At 46.8% G+C, this 17,381-nt stretch carries 19 protein-coding genes; 3 read left to right on the top strand and 16 right to left on the bottom strand.

Annotation, left to right across the window (positions count from 1 at the left end):
• Window positions 1-12: 12 nt before the first annotated feature.
• From MKX36_RS08385 to hemE, 5 genes are all read right to left on the bottom strand, one after another.
• Window positions 13-783: a glycerophosphodiester phosphodiesterase gene (locus tag MKX36_RS08385; RefSeq protein ID WP_340864532.1), complete on the bottom strand. Its 771-nt coding sequence runs from the start codon at window positions 781-783 to the stop codon at window positions 13-15.
• 81 nt (window positions 784-864) lie between these two features.
• Entirely contained in the window at window positions 865-2,235 is a 1,371-nt protein-coding gene (locus MKX36_RS08380; protein WP_340864531.1) for a CapA family protein, read from the bottom strand.
• Window positions 2,236-2,372: 137 nt separating this feature from the next.
• The gene (gene hemG / locus MKX36_RS08375; protein ID WP_340864530.1) at window positions 2,373-3,818 is read right to left on the bottom strand and encodes a protoporphyrinogen oxidase; all 1,446 of its coding nucleotides are present in this window, start codon (window positions 3,816-3,818) and stop codon (window positions 2,373-2,375) included.
• A 7-nt stretch (window positions 3,819-3,825) separates the two neighbouring features.
• Complete coding sequence (gene hemH / locus MKX36_RS08370; protein WP_340864529.1) at window positions 3,826-4,767, bottom strand: ferrochelatase; 942 nt, start codon at window positions 4,765-4,767, stop codon at window positions 3,826-3,828.
• A gap of 32 nt (window positions 4,768-4,799) precedes the next feature.
• Entirely contained in the window at window positions 4,800-5,846 is a 1,047-nt protein-coding gene (gene hemE, locus MKX36_RS08365) for a uroporphyrinogen decarboxylase (protein WP_340864528.1), read from the bottom strand.
• A 231-nt stretch (window positions 5,847-6,077) separates the two neighbouring features.
• Here hemE and MKX36_RS08360 point away from each other — a divergent pair, with 231 nt between their 5' ends.
• Window positions 6,078-7,298 (top strand): MFS transporter, encoded by a 1,221-nt coding sequence (locus MKX36_RS08360; protein WP_016819707.1) that lies wholly within the window; start codon window positions 6,078-6,080, stop codon window positions 7,296-7,298.
• A gap of 105 nt (window positions 7,299-7,403) precedes the next feature.
• Here MKX36_RS08360 and MKX36_RS08355 read toward each other — a convergent pair whose 3' ends face one another.
• Window positions 7,404-8,048 carry an O-methyltransferase gene (locus MKX36_RS08355; protein WP_017425857.1) on the bottom strand — a complete coding sequence of 215 codons (645 nt, stop codon included), beginning with the start codon at window positions 8,046-8,048 and terminating at the stop codon, window positions 7,404-7,406.
• Between the two features lie 156 nt (window positions 8,049-8,204).
• On the opposite strand from MKX36_RS08355, the gene MKX36_RS08350 reads away from it, so the two are divergent.
• Together MKX36_RS08350 and MKX36_RS08345 are read left to right on the top strand one after the other, a co-directional pair.
• On the top strand, window positions 8,205-9,365 hold the full coding sequence (locus MKX36_RS08350; RefSeq protein WP_340864527.1) for a THUMP domain-containing class I SAM-dependent RNA methyltransferase: 1,161 nt from the start codon (window positions 8,205-8,207) through the stop codon (window positions 9,363-9,365).
• Window positions 9,366-9,551: 186 nt separating this feature from the next.
• Entirely contained in the window at window positions 9,552-11,534 is a 1,983-nt protein-coding gene (locus MKX36_RS08345; RefSeq protein ID WP_019686893.1) for an LTA synthase family protein, read from the top strand.
• Window positions 11,535-11,626: 92 nt separating this feature from the next.
• Here MKX36_RS08345 and MKX36_RS08340 read toward each other — a convergent pair whose 3' ends face one another.
• From MKX36_RS08340 to MKX36_RS08295, 10 genes are all read right to left on the bottom strand, one after another.
• A complete protein-coding gene (locus MKX36_RS08340) occupies window positions 11,627-11,896 on the bottom strand; it encodes a hypothetical protein (protein WP_340864526.1) in 270 nt (89 codons plus the stop codon).
• Window positions 11,897-11,989: 93 nt separating this feature from the next.
• Entirely contained in the window at window positions 11,990-12,211 is a 222-nt protein-coding gene (locus MKX36_RS08335; RefSeq protein WP_013370463.1) for a DUF1450 domain-containing protein, read from the bottom strand.
• 23 nt (window positions 12,212-12,234) lie between these two features.
• On the bottom strand, window positions 12,235-12,537 hold the full coding sequence (locus tag MKX36_RS08330) for a heme biosynthesis protein HemY (protein WP_013370462.1): 303 nt from the start codon (window positions 12,535-12,537) through the stop codon (window positions 12,235-12,237).
• Between the two features lie 207 nt (window positions 12,538-12,744).
• Window positions 12,745-13,011, bottom strand: a complete 267-nt coding sequence (locus MKX36_RS08325; RefSeq protein ID WP_340864525.1) for a hypothetical protein — start codon at window positions 13,009-13,011, stop codon at window positions 12,745-12,747.
• A gap of 136 nt (window positions 13,012-13,147) precedes the next feature.
• The gene (locus tag MKX36_RS08320) at window positions 13,148-14,401 is read right to left on the bottom strand and encodes a M14 family zinc carboxypeptidase (RefSeq protein WP_340864524.1); all 1,254 of its coding nucleotides are present in this window, start codon (window positions 14,399-14,401) and stop codon (window positions 13,148-13,150) included.
• A 119-nt stretch (window positions 14,402-14,520) separates the two neighbouring features.
• The gene (gene racE / locus MKX36_RS08315; protein ID WP_340864523.1) at window positions 14,521-15,330 is read right to left on the bottom strand and encodes a glutamate racemase; all 810 of its coding nucleotides are present in this window, start codon (window positions 15,328-15,330) and stop codon (window positions 14,521-14,523) included.
• A gap of 210 nt (window positions 15,331-15,540) precedes the next feature.
• Window positions 15,541-15,864 (bottom strand): YtxH domain-containing protein, encoded by a 324-nt coding sequence (locus tag MKX36_RS08310; protein ID WP_340864522.1) that lies wholly within the window; start codon window positions 15,862-15,864, stop codon window positions 15,541-15,543.
• Window positions 15,865-15,961: 97 nt separating this feature from the next.
• Entirely contained in the window at window positions 15,962-16,609 is a 648-nt protein-coding gene (locus MKX36_RS08305; protein ID WP_016819697.1) for a helix-turn-helix transcriptional regulator, read from the bottom strand.
• 8 nt (window positions 16,610-16,617) lie between these two features.
• Entirely contained in the window at window positions 16,618-17,058 is a 441-nt protein-coding gene (locus MKX36_RS08300; RefSeq protein ID WP_016819696.1) for a DUF86 domain-containing protein, read from the bottom strand.
• 24 nt (window positions 17,059-17,082) lie between these two features.
• Window positions 17,083-17,370, bottom strand: a complete 288-nt coding sequence (locus tag MKX36_RS08295) for a Dabb family protein (protein WP_017425864.1) — start codon at window positions 17,368-17,370, stop codon at window positions 17,083-17,085.
• Between the last annotated feature and the right edge of the window lie 11 nt (window positions 17,371-17,381).

Genomic DNA, 17,381 nt, shown 5'->3' with positions numbered 1-17,381 from the left:
TAGTCCAATTGATTAACGAATAAGTTTACGTATATAGTGCCACAACCGGGGCTTGGAAAGCAAAAAAACCTGCTCCCAGCGATTCGGCCAGTTGGTACAGATCATCAATTCAGGATGTAATGAGGATAATCTCCGCATGATACGCCGGTCATCCACCGTCCACGCCATGACCGTAATCCCCCGCCCGATCAGATCTTTTAAGAGCTTTCGGTCTAACCGTAGATAGCCAATAGACAAAAAAGAACATTGTAAATTTTCTAATTGCTGTGCCAAATCGTCTGGACGGGCGTCGATAATCAGTCCAGTAGGGATTTCAGGTGCCAGTTCTTTTGCTCGGCGCAAGGCCGTACGCTCAAAAGAAGTTAAAACCACCTCACCCTCCATCCCCCTCATTATAATTTCACGAAGGACGGCTTTCTCTAGTCCCGGATACATATCACCAGCAGTTTTGAGCTCAATATTGAGCGATACACGTCCCTGGCACAAATCAAGCACTTGGGCGAGGGACGGAATAGGTTCCCCATGATATTGTGCATTTTTCCAGCTACCTGCATCGAGTCGTTGTAAGTCTTTCCAGTCTGCATCCTTTACTCGTCCCGTACCGTTCGTCGTTCGCTCCAGCGTAAAATCATGAAAGACCACCGGAACACCGTCCTTTGACAGCTGTACATCCAGTTCAATCCAGTGCACAAAAGGCTGTTCCAGCGCAAGCTTAAAGGCTGCCATCGTGTTCTCGGGAGCAATCCCCGAGAAACCGCGGTGAGCCACGCACATATGATTCATCCCGTTATGACCTCCATTCACAAAGGATTCGCTCATACGATCGTTCCGTCCATGTCCATATTAACAATTTCTTTCTTACTGTTACTGAACGCTTACCATACCATCCACACCTATCGAGACATTGCTTGGTGACAGTGCCGCTACTTTCTGCAAAATTTTGCTGGCCTCCGCATCCTTCAACGGAATCGGTTGACCCAGATCAGCTCGGTAAGGGGTCAGCTTCATCTTACAGTCCCCGTTCCGGGTACAGGTGGCCTGAAATATCGCTGTATCCCAGGTGGCTGGCACCGTTGATTTAGAAAAAATAAAATTGCCTGTGCTGTATGCAATCCATTTGCCTTTATATTGCTCCATCCCTTGTAGCACATGAGGATGACCGCCAACGACAAGATCAGCTCCAGCGTCAATAAAAGCGTGAGATAACTCAGTTTGATGGGGCTCAAGTGCAGTGGCTCGCTCCTTGCCCCAATGGGCAACCACAATCACCAAATCAGCCTGATTTCGTGCCTCACGAATGGACTTTACGATAGCGGTCGAATCATAAGCCCCCGCTACACCGGGCTGCTGGGCACCTGCATTCCAGTTGGCTTCAGGCATGACACGTGTAGCCCCCAACAACGCAATTTTAATCCCGTTACGTTCAAAATAATGCGGCGCATACGCTTCTTTGGCATTGCGTCCAGCTCCAGCATGGGCTATACCCTTTTCATCCAAATAGTTCAGTGTATCCAGTAATCCGCTTGTCCCCTGATCCAAAATATGATTGTTGGCCAAATTTACAGCATCGATCCCTGCCGCTGCCATTGCAGTTAGCGCCTTGGGCGAAGATTTATACACATACGTTTTATTTAACGCACCAACGCCATTAGTGGTCACCGGTGTTTCCAAATTGGCAATCGTTAGATCGTCTTTATGGAACAAGCTCCCGAGATATTGGTATGGAAAATCAAACCCATTCTGCTCCAACCTCTGCTCAACTTTACCAGAGAACTGCACATCCCCTATGAAGTGAAGTGTAACTGCTGGAGAATTGCCATCATCGTTGTTTGCATCCTTCTTTGGCGAATTCTCCTGTGCTTGCCTTTCTTTCTCCGAAGATGATTTTGCTCCTGAAGAGCTGCCTTCGGAGGCATTGGTGTCGGGCGTTGTCACGGGAGAACTGCTTGTGTCTGGAACGGTAGATTCCTTCGTTTCATTAACTTCTTCACTTCCTGAGGGAGTAGGGTACTCATCATCATTAGCAGACCCCGTTGGGATGTTCTTTTTAGTTTGCGAATACTGGGCGTTTTCCGCAAGAGAAGCACTACTATCGCGTTCAAATATGTAATAATAACCGAAAAGGCCTACGATCATTAGCAGCAAGACTAGATTCGTAATGATCCAAGCCTTGCCTATTTTTGGTTTTCTCGCTTTCTTTCGACCTTCATTTCTCTGTGACCTGGGAGGGTACATTCTTCACTCCTTCTATGCTACTACATATGCATGAATTCCTTATTAGCTGGCGAATTTTACACCTTCTCCATTATATATCAAATTTCTATATAAATAGAACCCCTCGCCTGGATCGCGAAGGGTTCATTATCGAACATTTATACCTCTACCTTAACGAATTCCTGCTGTGCCGCTTGAACAGCATGGGAAGCCCATTCCTTGGCCTGACGGATACAGTCTGGCAAACCGATCGCATCATAACCAGCGCCCAAAACATACACACCTGGCATCGCACTGCGCAGTTCTTCCCGCAGATCAGCTATAGCCTGTGGGTGCCCCACCGGATATTGCGGCATGGAATTGCGAAGACGTGTAATTTCCGTGAACAACGGAATTGCTGTAACACCCATCATCTCTTTCAAATCCTTGCGTACCACCGCAATCAGCTCATTATCCGGTAATTCTACTGTTTCTTCAGCACCTGCTCGCCCTACATAACAACGCAACAGTACCTTATCGTCCGGGCTGGTATGTAGCCATTTGGCGGACGTCCACGTACATGCAGTCACGCTACGTCCTTCCTTGCGAGGAACCAGGAAACCGGAGCCGTCAAAGACGTTTTCAATATCTGTTTTATCAAAGGCCATGACTACGTTCGCTACGGATACATATTTTACAGCTTCCAGTGCAGTCACATTTACATGATCTCGCAGTAGCGGCGCAGCAGCGAAGTTAGGAGTCGTTACAAAAATATCGTCTGTCTCCAGCGTCTCTCCATTGTCCAACATAACGCGATAGGAACTTCCTTCATTTTCAGTCGTCTTTGTGAATTCGGTAACAGCAATTCCGGTGCGTAAATCACAGTCATACAAATCATTCAGCAATGCATGCACCAAACTTTGCAAGCCTTGACGGAAGGTCAAAAAAGCGCTTTTCTTGGTACCTGTATGCGTTTCAGCAGGTTTTCGACCTGTCATCATTCCGTGAATGAGGCTTCCATATTGCTGCTCCACCTCAGCAAACTGTGGAAAAGTAGCCTGCAAACTTAGCGTCTTCATGTTGGCAGCATAGATTCCCGCCAGCAGTGGCTCGGTTACATTCTCCAGCACTTCTTTGCCCAGTCGGCGTTCAATAAAATCACCCAGCGCCTCATCTCCCGGTTCACGACGAGGCGGAATGACAAAATCCATCATAGCCCGCATTTTTCCACCTAAAGAGATCAAACCGCTGCGTAAAAAGGGTTTCAGCTCTGTTGGAATGCCCAGCACCAGCCCAGGAGGCATCGGATGAAGCCGACCTTCATGCAAAATATATGTCTTATTAGCCTCAGGGTTCGTGCTTACAAGCTCATGATCCAGCTCCAACTCTTTTGCCAGATCTATCATAGCCGTTTTCCGGGCCAGAAAGGAATCTGGTCCCTTTTCAATGACAAAACCATCTTTATGCAATGTTTCAATTTTTCCGCCCAGCACGGAAGCTTTTTCCACCAGCGTAATTCGAGGTGTGTAGCCAGCTTCTTTGTACATTTTCCGTGTATAAAAAGCAGTGCTAAGCCCGGTCAAGCCTCCGCCTACAATTACAATATTACGTACCTTTTGCTCCATTATGTCCTCATCCCTTTTTCCATTGGTCTATGATGACATCACTAAGCGTCTCCATATACAGTGGGTCACTGTTGAGTGAATCAATACGCTGAAAACGCATATCCAGTTCCTTTGCCAAAGCCTGTGCTTCAATATCCAGGTCGTATAACACCTCTAAGTGATCAGAAACAAAGCCGACTGGCGCAGCCAGCACATACTCCACTTGCTCTTCCTTCAGACTGTGCATGGTATCCAAAATATCTGGTCCCAGCCATGGTTCTGCTGTACGGCCGGCACTTTGCCACGTAAACTGCCAGTTGGTAATTCCCGCCTTATCCGCGACAGCCTGCGAAGTAGCCATTAATTGCTCCACATAAGGATCACCCATAGCCAAAATCCGCTCAGGCAAGCTGTGCGCACTGAACAGAACACGAACTTCGTCCCGCTTGGCTCCCGCTTCTTCAAAAAGCGCCAGTTTCGCATTCACACGCTCAGTCAGCGTCTTGATTAGCTTTGGATGAAGATAATAGCTCTCCACAAACGATATGGCCAGATCCAGTTCCTGTGCCTTAGCCTGTGCACGCTTGATATAAGAGCCTACACTCATAACGGAATAATGCGGAGCCAGCACGACACCCACCGCCGTACGAATGCCATCTTGCACCATCGCTTCGACACCGTCCTCAATAAACGGCTTGGCGTGTTTGAGCCCCTGATAACAGACAAATTCTATGTCCGGGTTGCGATTTTCCTGGTTTAAGGTTTCCTGCAGGTTGTGAACCTGTCGATCTGTGTTCTGACGCAACGGAAACACGCCGCCCACAATGGCTTCGTAGCGATCTTTTAATTCTTTCAACTGCTCCGGTGAGGGAGCATGACCACGGCGAATATGTGTATAATACGCTTCAACCTGGTCCAGACTCTCTGGCGTCCCGTAGGACATGACCAGTACACCCACTTTGGCTTTCATTGGCAGATCCCTCTTATCTTTTCTAGTTGTATTTAGTTCTTTGACAAAACAGAGCGAGAATACTCATGTACATAATCGGTAAGCTCTCTTAGCTTATCTAGCGAGGCTTCAGGAAATAAGCCGTGACCAAGATTAAAAATGTAGCCCGGCTCCAGGATGCCTTCATCTACAATGGTTTTTGCATACTGCTTGATCACATTCATCGGCGCAGTAAGTACATAAGGGTCCAAATTCCCCTGTACTCCAAAACTGTTACCCAAGCGGCGACGGCCTTCAGGTATACTTACCCGCCAGTCCAGTCCAATCACATCGGCTTTTACCCCGCTCAAATGCGGAAGCAATTCACCGGAGCTTACGCCTGGAAAATAAATTTTAGGCACATTCAGATCAGATAACTCATGGAAAATACGTACAATGGTCGGCAACACAAAAGTTTGAAAATCATAAGGCGAGAGTGCACCTACCCAGCTATCAAACAATTGAAAAGCCTTACCGCCGTTAGCGATATGGGCCCGCACGTATGTAATAACCATATCCCCTAGCTTATCCATCAAACGATGCCACAGTTCAGGCTCTCCATACATCATCGCTTTGGTGCGAATATATCCCTTGGAGGGTCTTCCTTCTATTAAATAGCTTGCAATAGTAAAAGGCGCTCCAGCAAACGTGATCAATGGCACGTTCAACTCACGGTCTAAAATACGGATGGTTTCCAAAATATGACCCAAATCGCGTTCTACATCAATCGGACGCAAGTTGTCTACGTCTGCAGCTGACCGGATCGGATTATCAATAACCGGGCCAATATTTTTGACAATATCAAAATCAACCCCTAGCGAGGCTACCGGATTCATAATATCAGAATATAAAATTGCAGCGTCCACCCCAAGCTTGCGGACGGGCATCAACGTCACTTCTGCGGCCAACTCGGGCTGGCGACAAATTTCAAGCAGCGTATATTTTTCCTTAATTTTGCGATACTCAGGGTCATACCTTCCGGCCTGCCGCATGTACCATACGGGAATATGATCCACAGCTTGCTTGCGGCAAGCGCGGATAAAAGTATCATTGTAGGTCATGACTTCAGCCTCCAGTTCGAATCATAAATACTATATTTTATTATGCCCTTTTTCAAGAGTCGTAACAACCGCCGCTCTCAAACAAACCATGACAAACCCATGACATTTGGATAAAGTTTCAATGAAGTGTGCTATACTAGAGAAATGGCTTTTTTAAAGCTCCGGGTAAGTTATACATGAATAAGTACCTTTACAACAGGATGAGAATGGCAGAAAGGAAGTGAAAGCACATTGAAAACGTGGGAGACGTGGAAAATCAATCTCATTGTGCTTTGGTTCGGTCAGTTTCTGGTCAATGCGGGAATTACAATGATTACTCCGTTCCTTGCCCTGTATTTGGCTCAAGACCTCCATGTGAAGGGCGAGCACGATATAGGTCTGTGGGCAGGAGTTATTTTTGCAGCTAACTTTTTGACCTCGTTTATATTTCAGCCATTATGGGGCAAACTGGCCGACCGATATGGACGTAAAGTCATGCTGCTTCGCTCAGGCTTTGGCATGGCTCTGGTCATCGGGTGTATGGGTTTGGTCACCCACCCATGGCAACTGCTGGCGCTTCGCCTGCTAAACGGTACAATTTCGGGTTTCAACCCGGCTTCTATTTCCCTAGTGTCGGGTACCACTCCCAAAGAGCGAACCGGATTTGCTATGGGAATTATGCAATCCGGTCAAATGGCTGGCACGATTCTCGGCCCTTTGCTAGGTGGATTTTTGGCTGACTGGGTGGGATTCAGACCGATCTTTTACATTACAGGAGCTCTTATTTTCCTAGCCTCTCTAATGGCAATGTTTTTGGTTAAAGAAAATTTCAGCAAAGCGGAAGCCGCACGAATTCCACAAATTTCGGTTCTTGCCGGATTAAAGGAGCTAAGCCATACGCCCCAGCTTCCGGCTTTGTTCACCGTAACGTTCTTACTCCAGTTTGCTATGATCAGTACCGTTTCTCTGCTACCTTTGTATGTGCAAAAGCTATATGGCTCGGCAGAAGGAATTGCACTGGTTGCCGGATTCGTTACCGCTATTACAGGCGTATCCAATATGGTAGCCGCACCGCTCCTTGGACGATTAAGTGACAAAATAGGAGCACACAAGATCTTGACAATCGCACTGCTTGGAACGGCAGTTATGCTCATTCCGCAAGCTTTTGTCAATGAAGTATGGCAGCTTGTCATTATCCGTTTTTTCATGGGTGTGTTTATGGGCGGTCTGCTACCAAGCGTAAATGCGCTGATTCGCACCTATACACCTGAAGGAATGGAAAGCCGCTCTTTCGGATTCAATACCAGTTCGCTGGCGCTCGGGAATATGCTGGGTGCGGTCATTGGCGGAGTGCTTTCCGGATTCATCGGCATCGAAGGACTGTTCATTATGTCTGGTGTGCTGCTGATCGTCAATATCATCTGGGTACGTATGAAGCTTTTTGATCGTAAGGCTACGCCTCATTTCAGGTAAGACAACCTTCAGGTAGGACAGCCTGCCTTAACAGACAAGAACCTCCGCTCCACGTTACTGTGGATAAGGAGGTTCTTTTGGTATAGCTTCACTTAGGGACGCCCGTTACTTCACTCGTGCCAATGCCAATCCATCATAAGCTGGCAAAAGTGTACTGACTAGCCGTGGGTCCGTTGCTATCGTTTCGTTAAAACGTCTCACGGCCTGTACGGCAGGTCCGTTCTTGTCTGTGTTCAGTGTCCGTCCCCGAAGAAAACAGTTATCTCCGGCAATTATAGCGCCTGGATTGGCCAGTGCAATCGCATACTCTAGATACACTGGGTAATTTTCCTTATCCGCATCAATGAAGAAAAAATCAAAAGTCTTTCCTTCTTCCTGAAGCTTCTTCAGGCTGTCCACTGCGGGTCCAATACGATACTCGACACGATCACCGTAGCCATTGTTTTTCAGATGTTGATGAGCCAGCGCTGCATACGCCTCTTTTAGCTCCAGAGACACGATGCGACCTTTCTCTCCCAGCCCACGGGCTAGGCATAATCCACTGTATCCTCCTAATGCTCCGATCTCCAGTACCTGCTGTGCGCCTGAGACTTCAATGAGAAAGGTCAACAACTTTCCATAGGGATGAGCAACCGATACCTCCGGCATCCCTTCTTTAACAATAGCCTCCCTAATGTTGCGCAGCGCTTCATCTTCCTGTACCAGCTGGTCTACATATTGTTCAGGTGTCATATTAGGTGTGATTTCCACGTTTCATCTCTCCTTCTTGCTTTATCATAACGCAGGTTGGACGCGGTGTCCTTCGTAAATTATTTGCCTTAACGATTTGTCTCTTCGAGTACAATGACCTATACTATAGGGATTGAACCAAGCTTACATGATTATGAGACGGAGTGAATACGTTTAATGACTCAACTGCAACTAATTGCAACTGCGCCGATGGGACTGGAAGCCGTTGTGGCCCGAGAACTCAGAGAACTGGGGTACACGGATCTGACCGTCGAGAATGGCCGCGTCGTTTTTTCCGGAGATTATAAGGATATATGCCGATGCAACCTGTGGCTTCGCACATCTGACCGCGTTCTTATTAAAATGGGCGAATTTGCTGCAACTACCTTCGACGAGCTGTTCGAGGGTACCAAAGCATTGCCTTGGCAGGATTGGATTCCTGTAGATGGTGAATTTCCTGTAGAGGGACGTTCACACAAATCACAGCTTAGTAGCGTACCAGCCAGTCAAGGAATCGTCAAGAAGGCGATTGTAGAAAAGCTCAAGGAAACCTACCATACAGACTGGTTTGCTGAAGATGGTCCTCGTTACGTCATTGAGGTCATCCTATTGAATGACCGTGCGCTGATAACGCTGGACACAACTGGTCCAGGACTTCACAAACGAGGCTACCGCAAGCTTGTTACAGAGGCGCCTCTCAAAGAAACAATGGCTTCCGCTCTTATTCAGCTTAGTCGCTGGAGCCCGGATCGACCCTTCTATGACCCATGCTGCGGTTCCGGTACTTTATTGGTCGAAGCTGCTATGCAAGCCTGGAACATTGCTCCAGGCCTGAGACGTACCTTTAACTCGGAAGACTGGCCTGTCATTGGCAGAGAATTATGGAATCAGGCTCGCGACGAGGCGATGGATCTGACTCGTGATGACATTCCTTTTGAGATTGCAGGTAGCGATATCGACCCTAGCGCTATACAAGTTGCTGAAGCAGCTGTAAAAGCAGCAGGCTTTGCTAAAGACATCTCACTAAAGGTACTGCCTGCCAGCAAGGTTAGGCTTGAGGGCCAGTATGGTGTGATGATTACAAATCCACCTTACGGCGAAAGACTGAGCGAGCAAGCCGAGGTGGAAAAGCTGATTCGTACACTCGCACGCACGGCAGCCGAAATGAAGACTTGGTCCTTCTTTGCCATCAGCTCCACCAAGCAATTTGAGCATTATTGGGGCCGCAAAGCCGACAAGCGCCGTAAGCTGTTTAACGGCCGAATTGAATGCCAATACTATCAGTATCTGGGCCCTCTGCCTCCGCGCCGCAAAGATACTTCGCCGGTGCAGTCCTAAATGTTCGAGCTATAGGCCAGGAAACGAACCCTTTGTTCGTTGTCCTGGCCTCATTTGTGCCGTGTTTCTTTACTTAATCATTGAAATGCGCAGGATGAGCGCTATAATAATTAAAGGCATTTCGGTTTTGACATTACGTTAATGTGTAGTTTATACTAGCCGAACATTTCTGCCGGAGGGGGTAAAGTGTTGGTTATTCGCACGACCAGTGCAAGACGCACTGGTAACATGTTCAGCAGACTGCTGCTGTCTCAATATTTCGGTTTAGTTCTGTTTTTTGTACTTATGATTGGCAAGCTTGTACTGATTCACTATAACCTGCATGCCCAAAATATCGACATGAATCCGCTGGATTATGTCATTGCTATTGGGTCGCTGTTGCTTGTAAGCTTCTGGACCTTGTGGCTGCCACGTCGCGGACGTTTGATTGCTCTTGTGGTGCTCGATATATTGCTCACCGCGCTCATTTATTCCGACATGGTTTATTATCGGTATTTCCAGGATTTCATTACGATTCCCGTTTTGCTTCAAGCTGGACAAGTTGATTCTCTGGGTGGAAGCATCGCATCCCTTATGTACTGGTGGGATATTTTCTTTTTTGCAGACTGGATTTTATTCATTCCGTATGTCATATTCGTGGCTTCGTTACGGCGTCGGTTTACAACGAATGATCATTACTTGGAAGCATCACGAAGCTCTTTCACAAAAAAATTTCTGTTTCGCTTCTCCAAGGGGGCATTGGCTTTCCTGATTGGCTATGTTTTGACATTTGGACCGATCAAAATATATACCTCTACTTGGGCAACCGGCATATTTGTCGGCAACTGGTGGTCAATGGCCTTGTATAACGTAACCGGATTGATCGGATTTCATGGATATGATATCTACCGCTACGGTCAGGACCATCTTGGGCCACAGCCTACATTGGCTCAGGTGGAATCCGATAAAGATAAAGAATGGTTCAATCAACACCAGAAATTACTTCAGGTAAAAAATGACCTCTACGGCAAGTATAAGGGCAAAAATGTGATGGTCATCCAAGCTGAAGCGTTCATGAACTTTTTTATCGGCAAACAGATCAACGGTCAAGCAATTACGCCTAACTTTGACAAACTGACGAAAGAAAGTATGTATTTCAATAATTATTTCCATCAAACTGCACAGGGTCGTACATCGGACGCAGACTTCTCTACCCACGCTTCGCTGCATCCGCTCCCTACGGGTTCTGTATTTATCCGTTATGCGGACCATAAATTCGATACGTTGCCTTCCATCTTGAAGGATACAGGTTATAGTCCTAATGCGTTTCACGTGTACGACAGCAGCTTCTGGAACCGTTACACAATGTATAAGGCGATGAACTATGACAAGTTCTACAGTAAAAAGGATTTTAAAATAGATGAGCCCCTCGGCTGGTCCCTGGGAGACAAATCCTTTTTTAGACAAACGCTCAACGATCTCACAACCGAAGTGAAGCAGCCGTTCTACGCCTATATGGTCGGTATTTCCAGCCATCATCCGTACAACCTGTCACCTGACGCTGTAGATTTGGATGTTGGCGAGTTTGAAGGTACGATGTTCGGAGACTATCTGAAATCCGTCCATTACGTGGATGAGGCTTTGGGTGAATTGGTAGATCAGATGAAGAAAGACGGATTGTGGGATAATACGATTCTAATGTTCTATGGGGATCACGACAATTCCATTAAAGACAAAGCACTGTATGAAAAGTTTTTAGGCAAGCCACTTACAGATTTGGACATGCAGAAAATCATGAACCAAGTGCCATTACTTGTGCATCTTCCTGACGGAAGTCAGGCGGGCACGTATACAGAACCGGCAGGACAGCTAGATCTAACGCCTTCTGTAATGCATCTACTTGGGATTTCTACAAAACCATATCATTTTATGGGTAACGATTTGTTTAGCGGAAAACCTCGTATGGTTGTGCTGCGTACTGGTGCTTTCACGGATGGACGAGTGTATTACATTCCATCTGAGGATGGTACATTCTCCAAGGGAACCTGTTACAATCTGAGCACAGGACAACCTACAGATGTGAACGCCTGCGGGCCGGGCTATACTGAGGCTCTCAATCGATTGAACATATCCGATCAGGTCATCACATATGATCTTATTCGCGAATGGGAGACTGAAGCCAAGAAATAACAAAAATCCCGATCCATCAGCTTGTTAGGGCTGTGGATCGGGATTTTTGTATTGACAGTCATTGGACTGCGCTTGTTACCATTAACAAATACTCAGGAACGCAACGTTTTTTTAGCCTGATCAAGACGTTGTACCTCTTCACCAAGCATTTCCTCAGCAACTTCTACTGCATCGTCACCAAGGCTATCCTTTGCCTGCTGTATAGCATGCTCCGCATGAGTGCGAGATTGGTCCGCTTGCTCAATCAGCTGTTCAGCCGGATGTGACAATGCCTGAGACACGGCATTATGGAGCTTGTCCACCGAGTTTTGTGTTTGAGCTTCGACACTGTGATTGTCGAGATTGGAATCATATTGGGCCATGAGTCACTCCTCCTTCTGGGCATGGTCTACATTCATTAGCATGGATCAGAAGGAGGGGAACTATTCAAAAGGTGCCAACGATGCGCACTCGAACTATTTTATAAAGCGTGCAGCCTTCTCTAATACTTCATCCTCTGTGGCCGCACTCACATAACGTCCGTTCACATACACAAACGCCCGTTTTCCACAAGGACCGCAATACGACTTGCAACCGATTTTGATCTCCGCATCGGGTGCCATCTTTTTCAACTTAGGCAAGATCGTTTTTAAGCGGATATGATTGCACTCATCACATACACGAATATCATTGGCCATCTGTCATCCCTCCGAGCTCCGGCTTAGTGGTCGCCGTGATTACCTTGGGAAGGGTTAGTAATAACAAATCCTTCTTCGGGGAAGTACAAGTAATCAATTTTCACACCATCCAGCAACGGCTGACCGCTTTCCAAAATTACATCAATACCTTTATCTGTAGATACAACAGTATCTGTTTCCTTAGGCGTGTCCAAATCTAGCCCGTAATGAGCATGATCTCCATGAGCATGAGTAATAACAACGCGCAGGCTCTTCCCTTGGTTCTCTTCCTTATCCAATTCAAGCTTCAATACTTTAGCTGCATTACGAGTAATTTTGCAGTTCATTAAACTTCATCTCCTTCATATTCATTAAATGAAATGTGGTTCGATGGAAATATATCCACACCACACAACCTAGCGGATAAAATCAACAATTCCAAAAATTAGCCCCTCTCCTTGATGAAAAGAAGTTGTGCAGCATAGCACAAGGCAATATTCCTATTGTAAAGAAAATCGCAAAAAATCGCAATCACGAAAATCATAAGTTTACATCTATCGAACACGTACGTGCTGTTTTTCAATCACATCAGGATATTTTCGTTCAGCACGGGTGACGAACCAATTCATAAGCAATAACGTCACACCAATGTCGTCGATGGGCATAAATGGCATGATATCAGGCAGTATCCAATAAAGCAATACAGGCACCGCAAAAAGTAATTTTTCACCCAAAGGAATCCTCGAAGAGGTAATCAATCGGGGGATACGACGAAATACATGTGACCACTGACGGAGAGATAGTAGTTTTTTCCACTTCATAGGTTGTTCACTCCATTTCCAATGCTCCTAAGTATATATACCCTATGGAAGGGACAAGTAAAGAGGAACACGTGTAAAAAACGTGCTCCTCCTTATACGTGTAAATGATGCAATACGTTTCAGCAGGTCCGATCTGTTACCATGACAGCACCGTCGCCATTAACATGCCAACTTCTGCTGCAATATCCTCATAATCACGCATAGGCAGCGGATTTACGCCCAGACCAACTTCAACGGTAAATCCCGGTTTACCAAACCGTTGTATAAACCAATCCTTATACCCTGCATCGCTTCCCCCCAGCTTTACCGCCCGATACCCTGTTGCGGCAGCCAGCTGCAATGCCCAATCTCGGCTCTCCTTAGGCTCTAGATCTCGATAATTCCAATAGATTTCCTGTCCCTGGCTGTGTATGGATAATACCATGTCGAACTGTTCGCGCTCCGTTAGATCGGCAAGGGCCTTGGACTCTGGCTCAGACAGAGGTGCAGGTCCTGCATAGTCTCGTCGAGACGGACCTGTTTTACCGCGTCTGCGCACCTCCTCCTCCCAATACGCCGGAAACTGATCGTTGAGGTCAACACCGCGAATATTGGCCTTCCAGCCACGAAAATCAGCACGTCCTTCATTCCATTTTCTGAGTTCATGATACAGCGGATGAGTTGGGAGTACACCCTGTTGCACCAGCTCCACTCCATCTGGATTGACCATTGGTACCACCCATAAGGATGTATGCTCCATTAAATCCTGCGGAGAGCCTCCATACACCCATGGATTTCCTGTCGGTTTCCCCCATTCATCGTGAAGTTGCTCAGCATCCCGTCCTTCAGTCCCATCAATCCCTCGTGCATATTGTTCTATAAAACGCAGCAAACAAGGTGTCGTCAACCATTCGTTAGCATGTACAGAAGCGTTGGCATGAATTTTCCTCGTACCCTGCCCAATCCGTATATAAGGGATATCCTTCCCCATGACACTGGTGCCAATGCTGCCAACTTCAATAAACGGAAATCTGTGGACCAATGCCTTCAGGTCTTCCATTAAATCTTCATAGCTATACTCTCCACGTAACCGTACAATCTGATCCCGATGGTCTTCAGGAATGATAATTATCTTTCCTTCCACGAAGTTATGCTCCGCAAGTCCCGAATTAGCGAGCCGCAGCTCATCAAGCTCTACACCGAACTGTTTGGCAATCTGTCTTGCATTCTCCCCAGACTGAATAACGTATTTACGATCCGTAGACGGACGAATATATAGCAATTGACCACAAATCAGATAGGGTTGCGTGGCGGCCCACGGATTATCTGCGATCAAAGTATCCGCCGATAGTTTAAAAGCCGAGGCGACCCGGTGCAATGTATCTCCTTTTTGAACGATATATTCCCTCATCTTACTACGCCCCTTCCATCTGCCTTACTGCATGTTATGCAGACGCTGCGTGTCTTGATGTAGCGAAAAGCAAAACAACCAACTTCTTTTGTCCAATGACAAAAAAGTTGGTTGTCTCGTTAATCCAGATGAGTGACTTGCCAGACAACAGGCGTTTGCCGAATCTGCTCCCCAAGCCACTGTGCGGCAATGCGCTGGAACAACTCTGGATCGCCGGAACAAAAAAGCTGATGCACTGGCGTTTCGTCCCCGGCCTCCAACTTGCCCTTGTTATACAAAATGGTACTTGTCTCTCGCGCTGTTTCATCTGCCGAGCTAATGAGCTTCACCGCAGGACCCATGACTTCCTGAATCGTTTCCTTCAAAAAAGGATAATGCGTACAACCAAGAATCAGACAATCAATCGGATACGTTTGAATAGGTCTCAATGAATCCTCCACAACCTGCGATGTCGTTTTGGAGCGGAACAACCCTTGTTCCACCAAAGGCACAAGCGCAGGGCAAGCGTGGCTCACCACGTCTACATAGGGAGACAACTGCTTGAGCGCAGCTGTATATGCTCCGCTTCGAATCGTACCGACAGTTCCAATCACCCCGACATACCCGGTAGCGGTCGCGCTGATCGCAGCACGAGCCCCAGGGTGGATAACTCCGATCACCGGAATGGATACCTTTTGGCTTATATACTCCAATGCCGCAGCCGTTGCTGTGTTACAAGCAATAATAATGACTTTCGGATTAAACTGAATCAGAAAATCAACCATTTGCTCTGTAAATTTTTTAACCTCTTCCGATGGTCGGGGACCATACGGGGTGCGCGCAGTGTCTCCAAAATAAATGATTTTTTCCCGCGGAAGCTGACGCATGACTTCTTTAACAACCGTCAGACCTCCTACACCGGAATCCAATATTGCAATCGCTTGCTGCACGTACACACCGCTTCCTTTTTTTGTTTAAATATGAGTTGTTTCATCTCAGAAATCTATCCGTTGCTACATACTTTATGTCGTATTGGCGTAAAAGGTACCCCCAAAGATTACCCTAAAACGAGAAAGCGATCAACAAAAAGGCTTCATCCCAACGGGAGAAGCCACAAACTCAAGTTATAGTCAGTTGTTTCACCTACGACATACGGACAGTTACAAAGCATCCTCTTCCTTATTCTCTTGATCAGGCACGGATGAAATGCTAACCTCTGGAACAATATTACTCTTTCTACGCCATTGACCTATTTCGTGAATGACGGCTGAGGCTGTTTCCTTAATTTTGTCAGTATACTCCATGGAGGTGTCTGATATTTTCCCTGCAAGCTCCTGCCCCTTGTCACTCACGTGACGTGCCTGGTCTGTAATATCCTGACGCAGCTCGCGACCTGACTTAGGAGCAAATAACAACGCAGCAACCGAACCAGCAATGCTGCCTGCCAACGCGCCACGGATAAAGCTTTTGTAGTTCTCCTTCATATTCATCTCTCCCTTGTGCCCGGGCGAATGCCCATCTGTTAATGCATTATAAGCATGGAGAGCCTGTCATGATACAGAGAACAAGCCAGAAAAATTTCTACTTATTTTTGGAGCGGATACGATACAAGCAGCAACGGCCTCCATCCGCCAAACAATCCTCCCGGACAACCTCGGCATCAAGCAGCTCCTCAAACATTTGCTGTTCGCACTCACAAGCCTTGCGGTAACGATTGGCAATCTGAGAGATAGGACAATTGTACTCCATAATAGAGTAACTTCCATCCTCTTCCTCACGCCACTCTGCCATATAACCTGAAGCGTTCTGAATGCCCGAAAGCTTTTCTACACGTGAAGCTAGTGTAGACTCACTCTCGATGTGAGGGGCGTAGCGCTTCATCATTTTACGTTTTCTACCATCAAACAACGAGTGAACAGCTTCCATTCCCTGCTCTTCATCCAGCTCCTCTAACAGTTCCAGTAACAGATGATCATAATTACGAGGAAACTGCTCGCTTCCCTGATCGCTCAGGCTGTACAAAAACGTCGGACGTCCCATCGCTTGTCTCAGGATCGTAGCCACAATCAGACCATCCTGCTCCATCAATTTGAGATGCCTGCGCACCCCCATTTCGGTAATGCCCAATTGAGCTGCCAAGCTTCCGACGCCCACAGGTCCCTGGGTTTTCAATAGTGTTAAAATCATGCGCCTAGTGGGCATTTCGGGTACGATATACTTATCCGTCACTTTTGCCTTTACACTCCCTCGGGCTGAGGACCCAATTCCTTATTTAAATAATCGTGCACGCTAGATACAAAAAGCTCCAGCAACCCAGGCAGCTTAGGTGTGAGTGGGTGAAGGCTTGTCCGGTCCCAATAAAAATACTCCTGTACTAAGGGTTTGCGCAAGGCTACCAGCTCTAATAGTGAATGAAATACGGTATCATCCAATACACCTTCCTCATGAATGATACCGATAATGTCCTCATAGCTACTGGCGTCACGCATAATAAAACCGTCGATGATATAGCTCCCTACGTCCGTTACCGTCTCAATGGCTAGATGAAGACACCGCTCCTGCACTAGCCCCTGCAACAGATCGCCTTTCCAGGCGGCGGATGTCTGGCGAAGGCCGTCGACAATGTCGGGAACAGCCCCTAGTCGAAGCTCAATTTGTTCCCGGTTGACATAATACAAAGTTCTGCACCTCCAGTAACCGCTTTAGATTTCATAATCAACTGCGATAGATACATCCTTCACTTCATTCATGTGTACAATAATTTCCTGATGAACAGGGTGTACCTGATACGTTTGCAAGTCTTCCAGTGTTTCTACCACAGCGGTAAGGGAAATATCATAAGAACGTTCCGAACGAATCACATCCGTACCTACTTCAAGTGACAGCAGCTCCTTGATCTTGCCAGTCATGCTGCGCAAAATAGATGCCGTATGTTCAATGCTTTCAGGGGAGCGGTCTTTCAATTTGAACAAAACAATATGTTTAATCATGCGTATAGGCT

Origin of the sequence: Paenibacillus sp. FSL W8-0439 (assembly GCF_038008995.1) — a bacterium.
GTDB classification, from domain to species: domain Bacteria; phylum Bacillota; class Bacilli; order Paenibacillales; family Paenibacillaceae; genus Paenibacillus; species Paenibacillus polymyxa.
This window is presented reverse-complemented; position numbering and strand designations above follow the sequence as displayed.

What these genes read in the sequence shown, in the direction of transcription:
- MKX36_RS08310 (WP_340864522.1), bottom strand. Translation starts at nt 15,864, where the DNA reads ATGAAGGAGAACTACAAAAGCTTTATCCGTGGCGCGTTGGCAGGCAGC.
- hemE (WP_340864528.1), bottom strand. Translation starts at nt 5,846, where the DNA reads ATGACCTACAATGATACTTTTATCCGCGCTTGCCGCAAGCAAGCTGTG.
- MKX36_RS08350 (WP_340864527.1), top strand. Translation starts at nt 8,205, where the DNA reads ATGACTCAACTGCAACTAATTGCAACTGCGCCGATGGGACTGGAAGCC.
- MKX36_RS08325 (WP_340864525.1), bottom strand. Translation starts at nt 13,011, where the DNA reads ATGAAGTGGAAAAAACTACTATCTCTCCGTCAGTGGTCACATGTATTT.
- hemH (WP_340864529.1), bottom strand. Translation starts at nt 4,767, where the DNA reads ATGAAAGCCAAAGTGGGTGTACTGGTCATGTCCTACGGGACGCCAGAG.
- MKX36_RS08330 (WP_013370462.1), bottom strand. Translation starts at nt 12,537, where the DNA reads ATGAACTGCAAAATTACTCGTAATGCAGCTAAAGTATTGAAGCTTGAA.
- MKX36_RS08320 (WP_340864524.1), bottom strand. Translation starts at nt 14,401, where the DNA reads ATGAGGGAATATATCGTTCAAAAAGGAGATACATTGCACCGGGTCGCC.
- hemG (WP_340864530.1), bottom strand. Translation starts at nt 3,818, where the DNA reads ATGGAGCAAAAGGTACGTAATATTGTAATTGTAGGCGGAGGCTTGACC.
- MKX36_RS08340 (WP_340864526.1), bottom strand. Translation starts at nt 11,896, where the DNA reads ATGGCCCAATATGATTCCAATCTCGACAATCACAGTGTCGAAGCTCAA.
- MKX36_RS08335 (WP_013370463.1), bottom strand. Translation starts at nt 12,211, where the DNA reads ATGGCCAATGATATTCGTGTATGTGATGAGTGCAATCATATCCGCTTA.
- MKX36_RS08295 (WP_017425864.1), bottom strand. Translation starts at nt 17,370, where the DNA reads ATGATTAAACATATTGTTTTGTTCAAATTGAAAGACCGCTCCCCTGAA.
- MKX36_RS08380 (WP_340864531.1), bottom strand. Translation starts at nt 2,235, where the DNA reads ATGTACCCTCCCAGGTCACAGAGAAATGAAGGTCGAAAGAAAGCGAGA.
- MKX36_RS08385 (WP_340864532.1), bottom strand. Translation starts at nt 783, where the DNA reads ATGAATCATATGTGCGTGGCTCACCGCGGTTTCTCGGGGATTGCTCCC.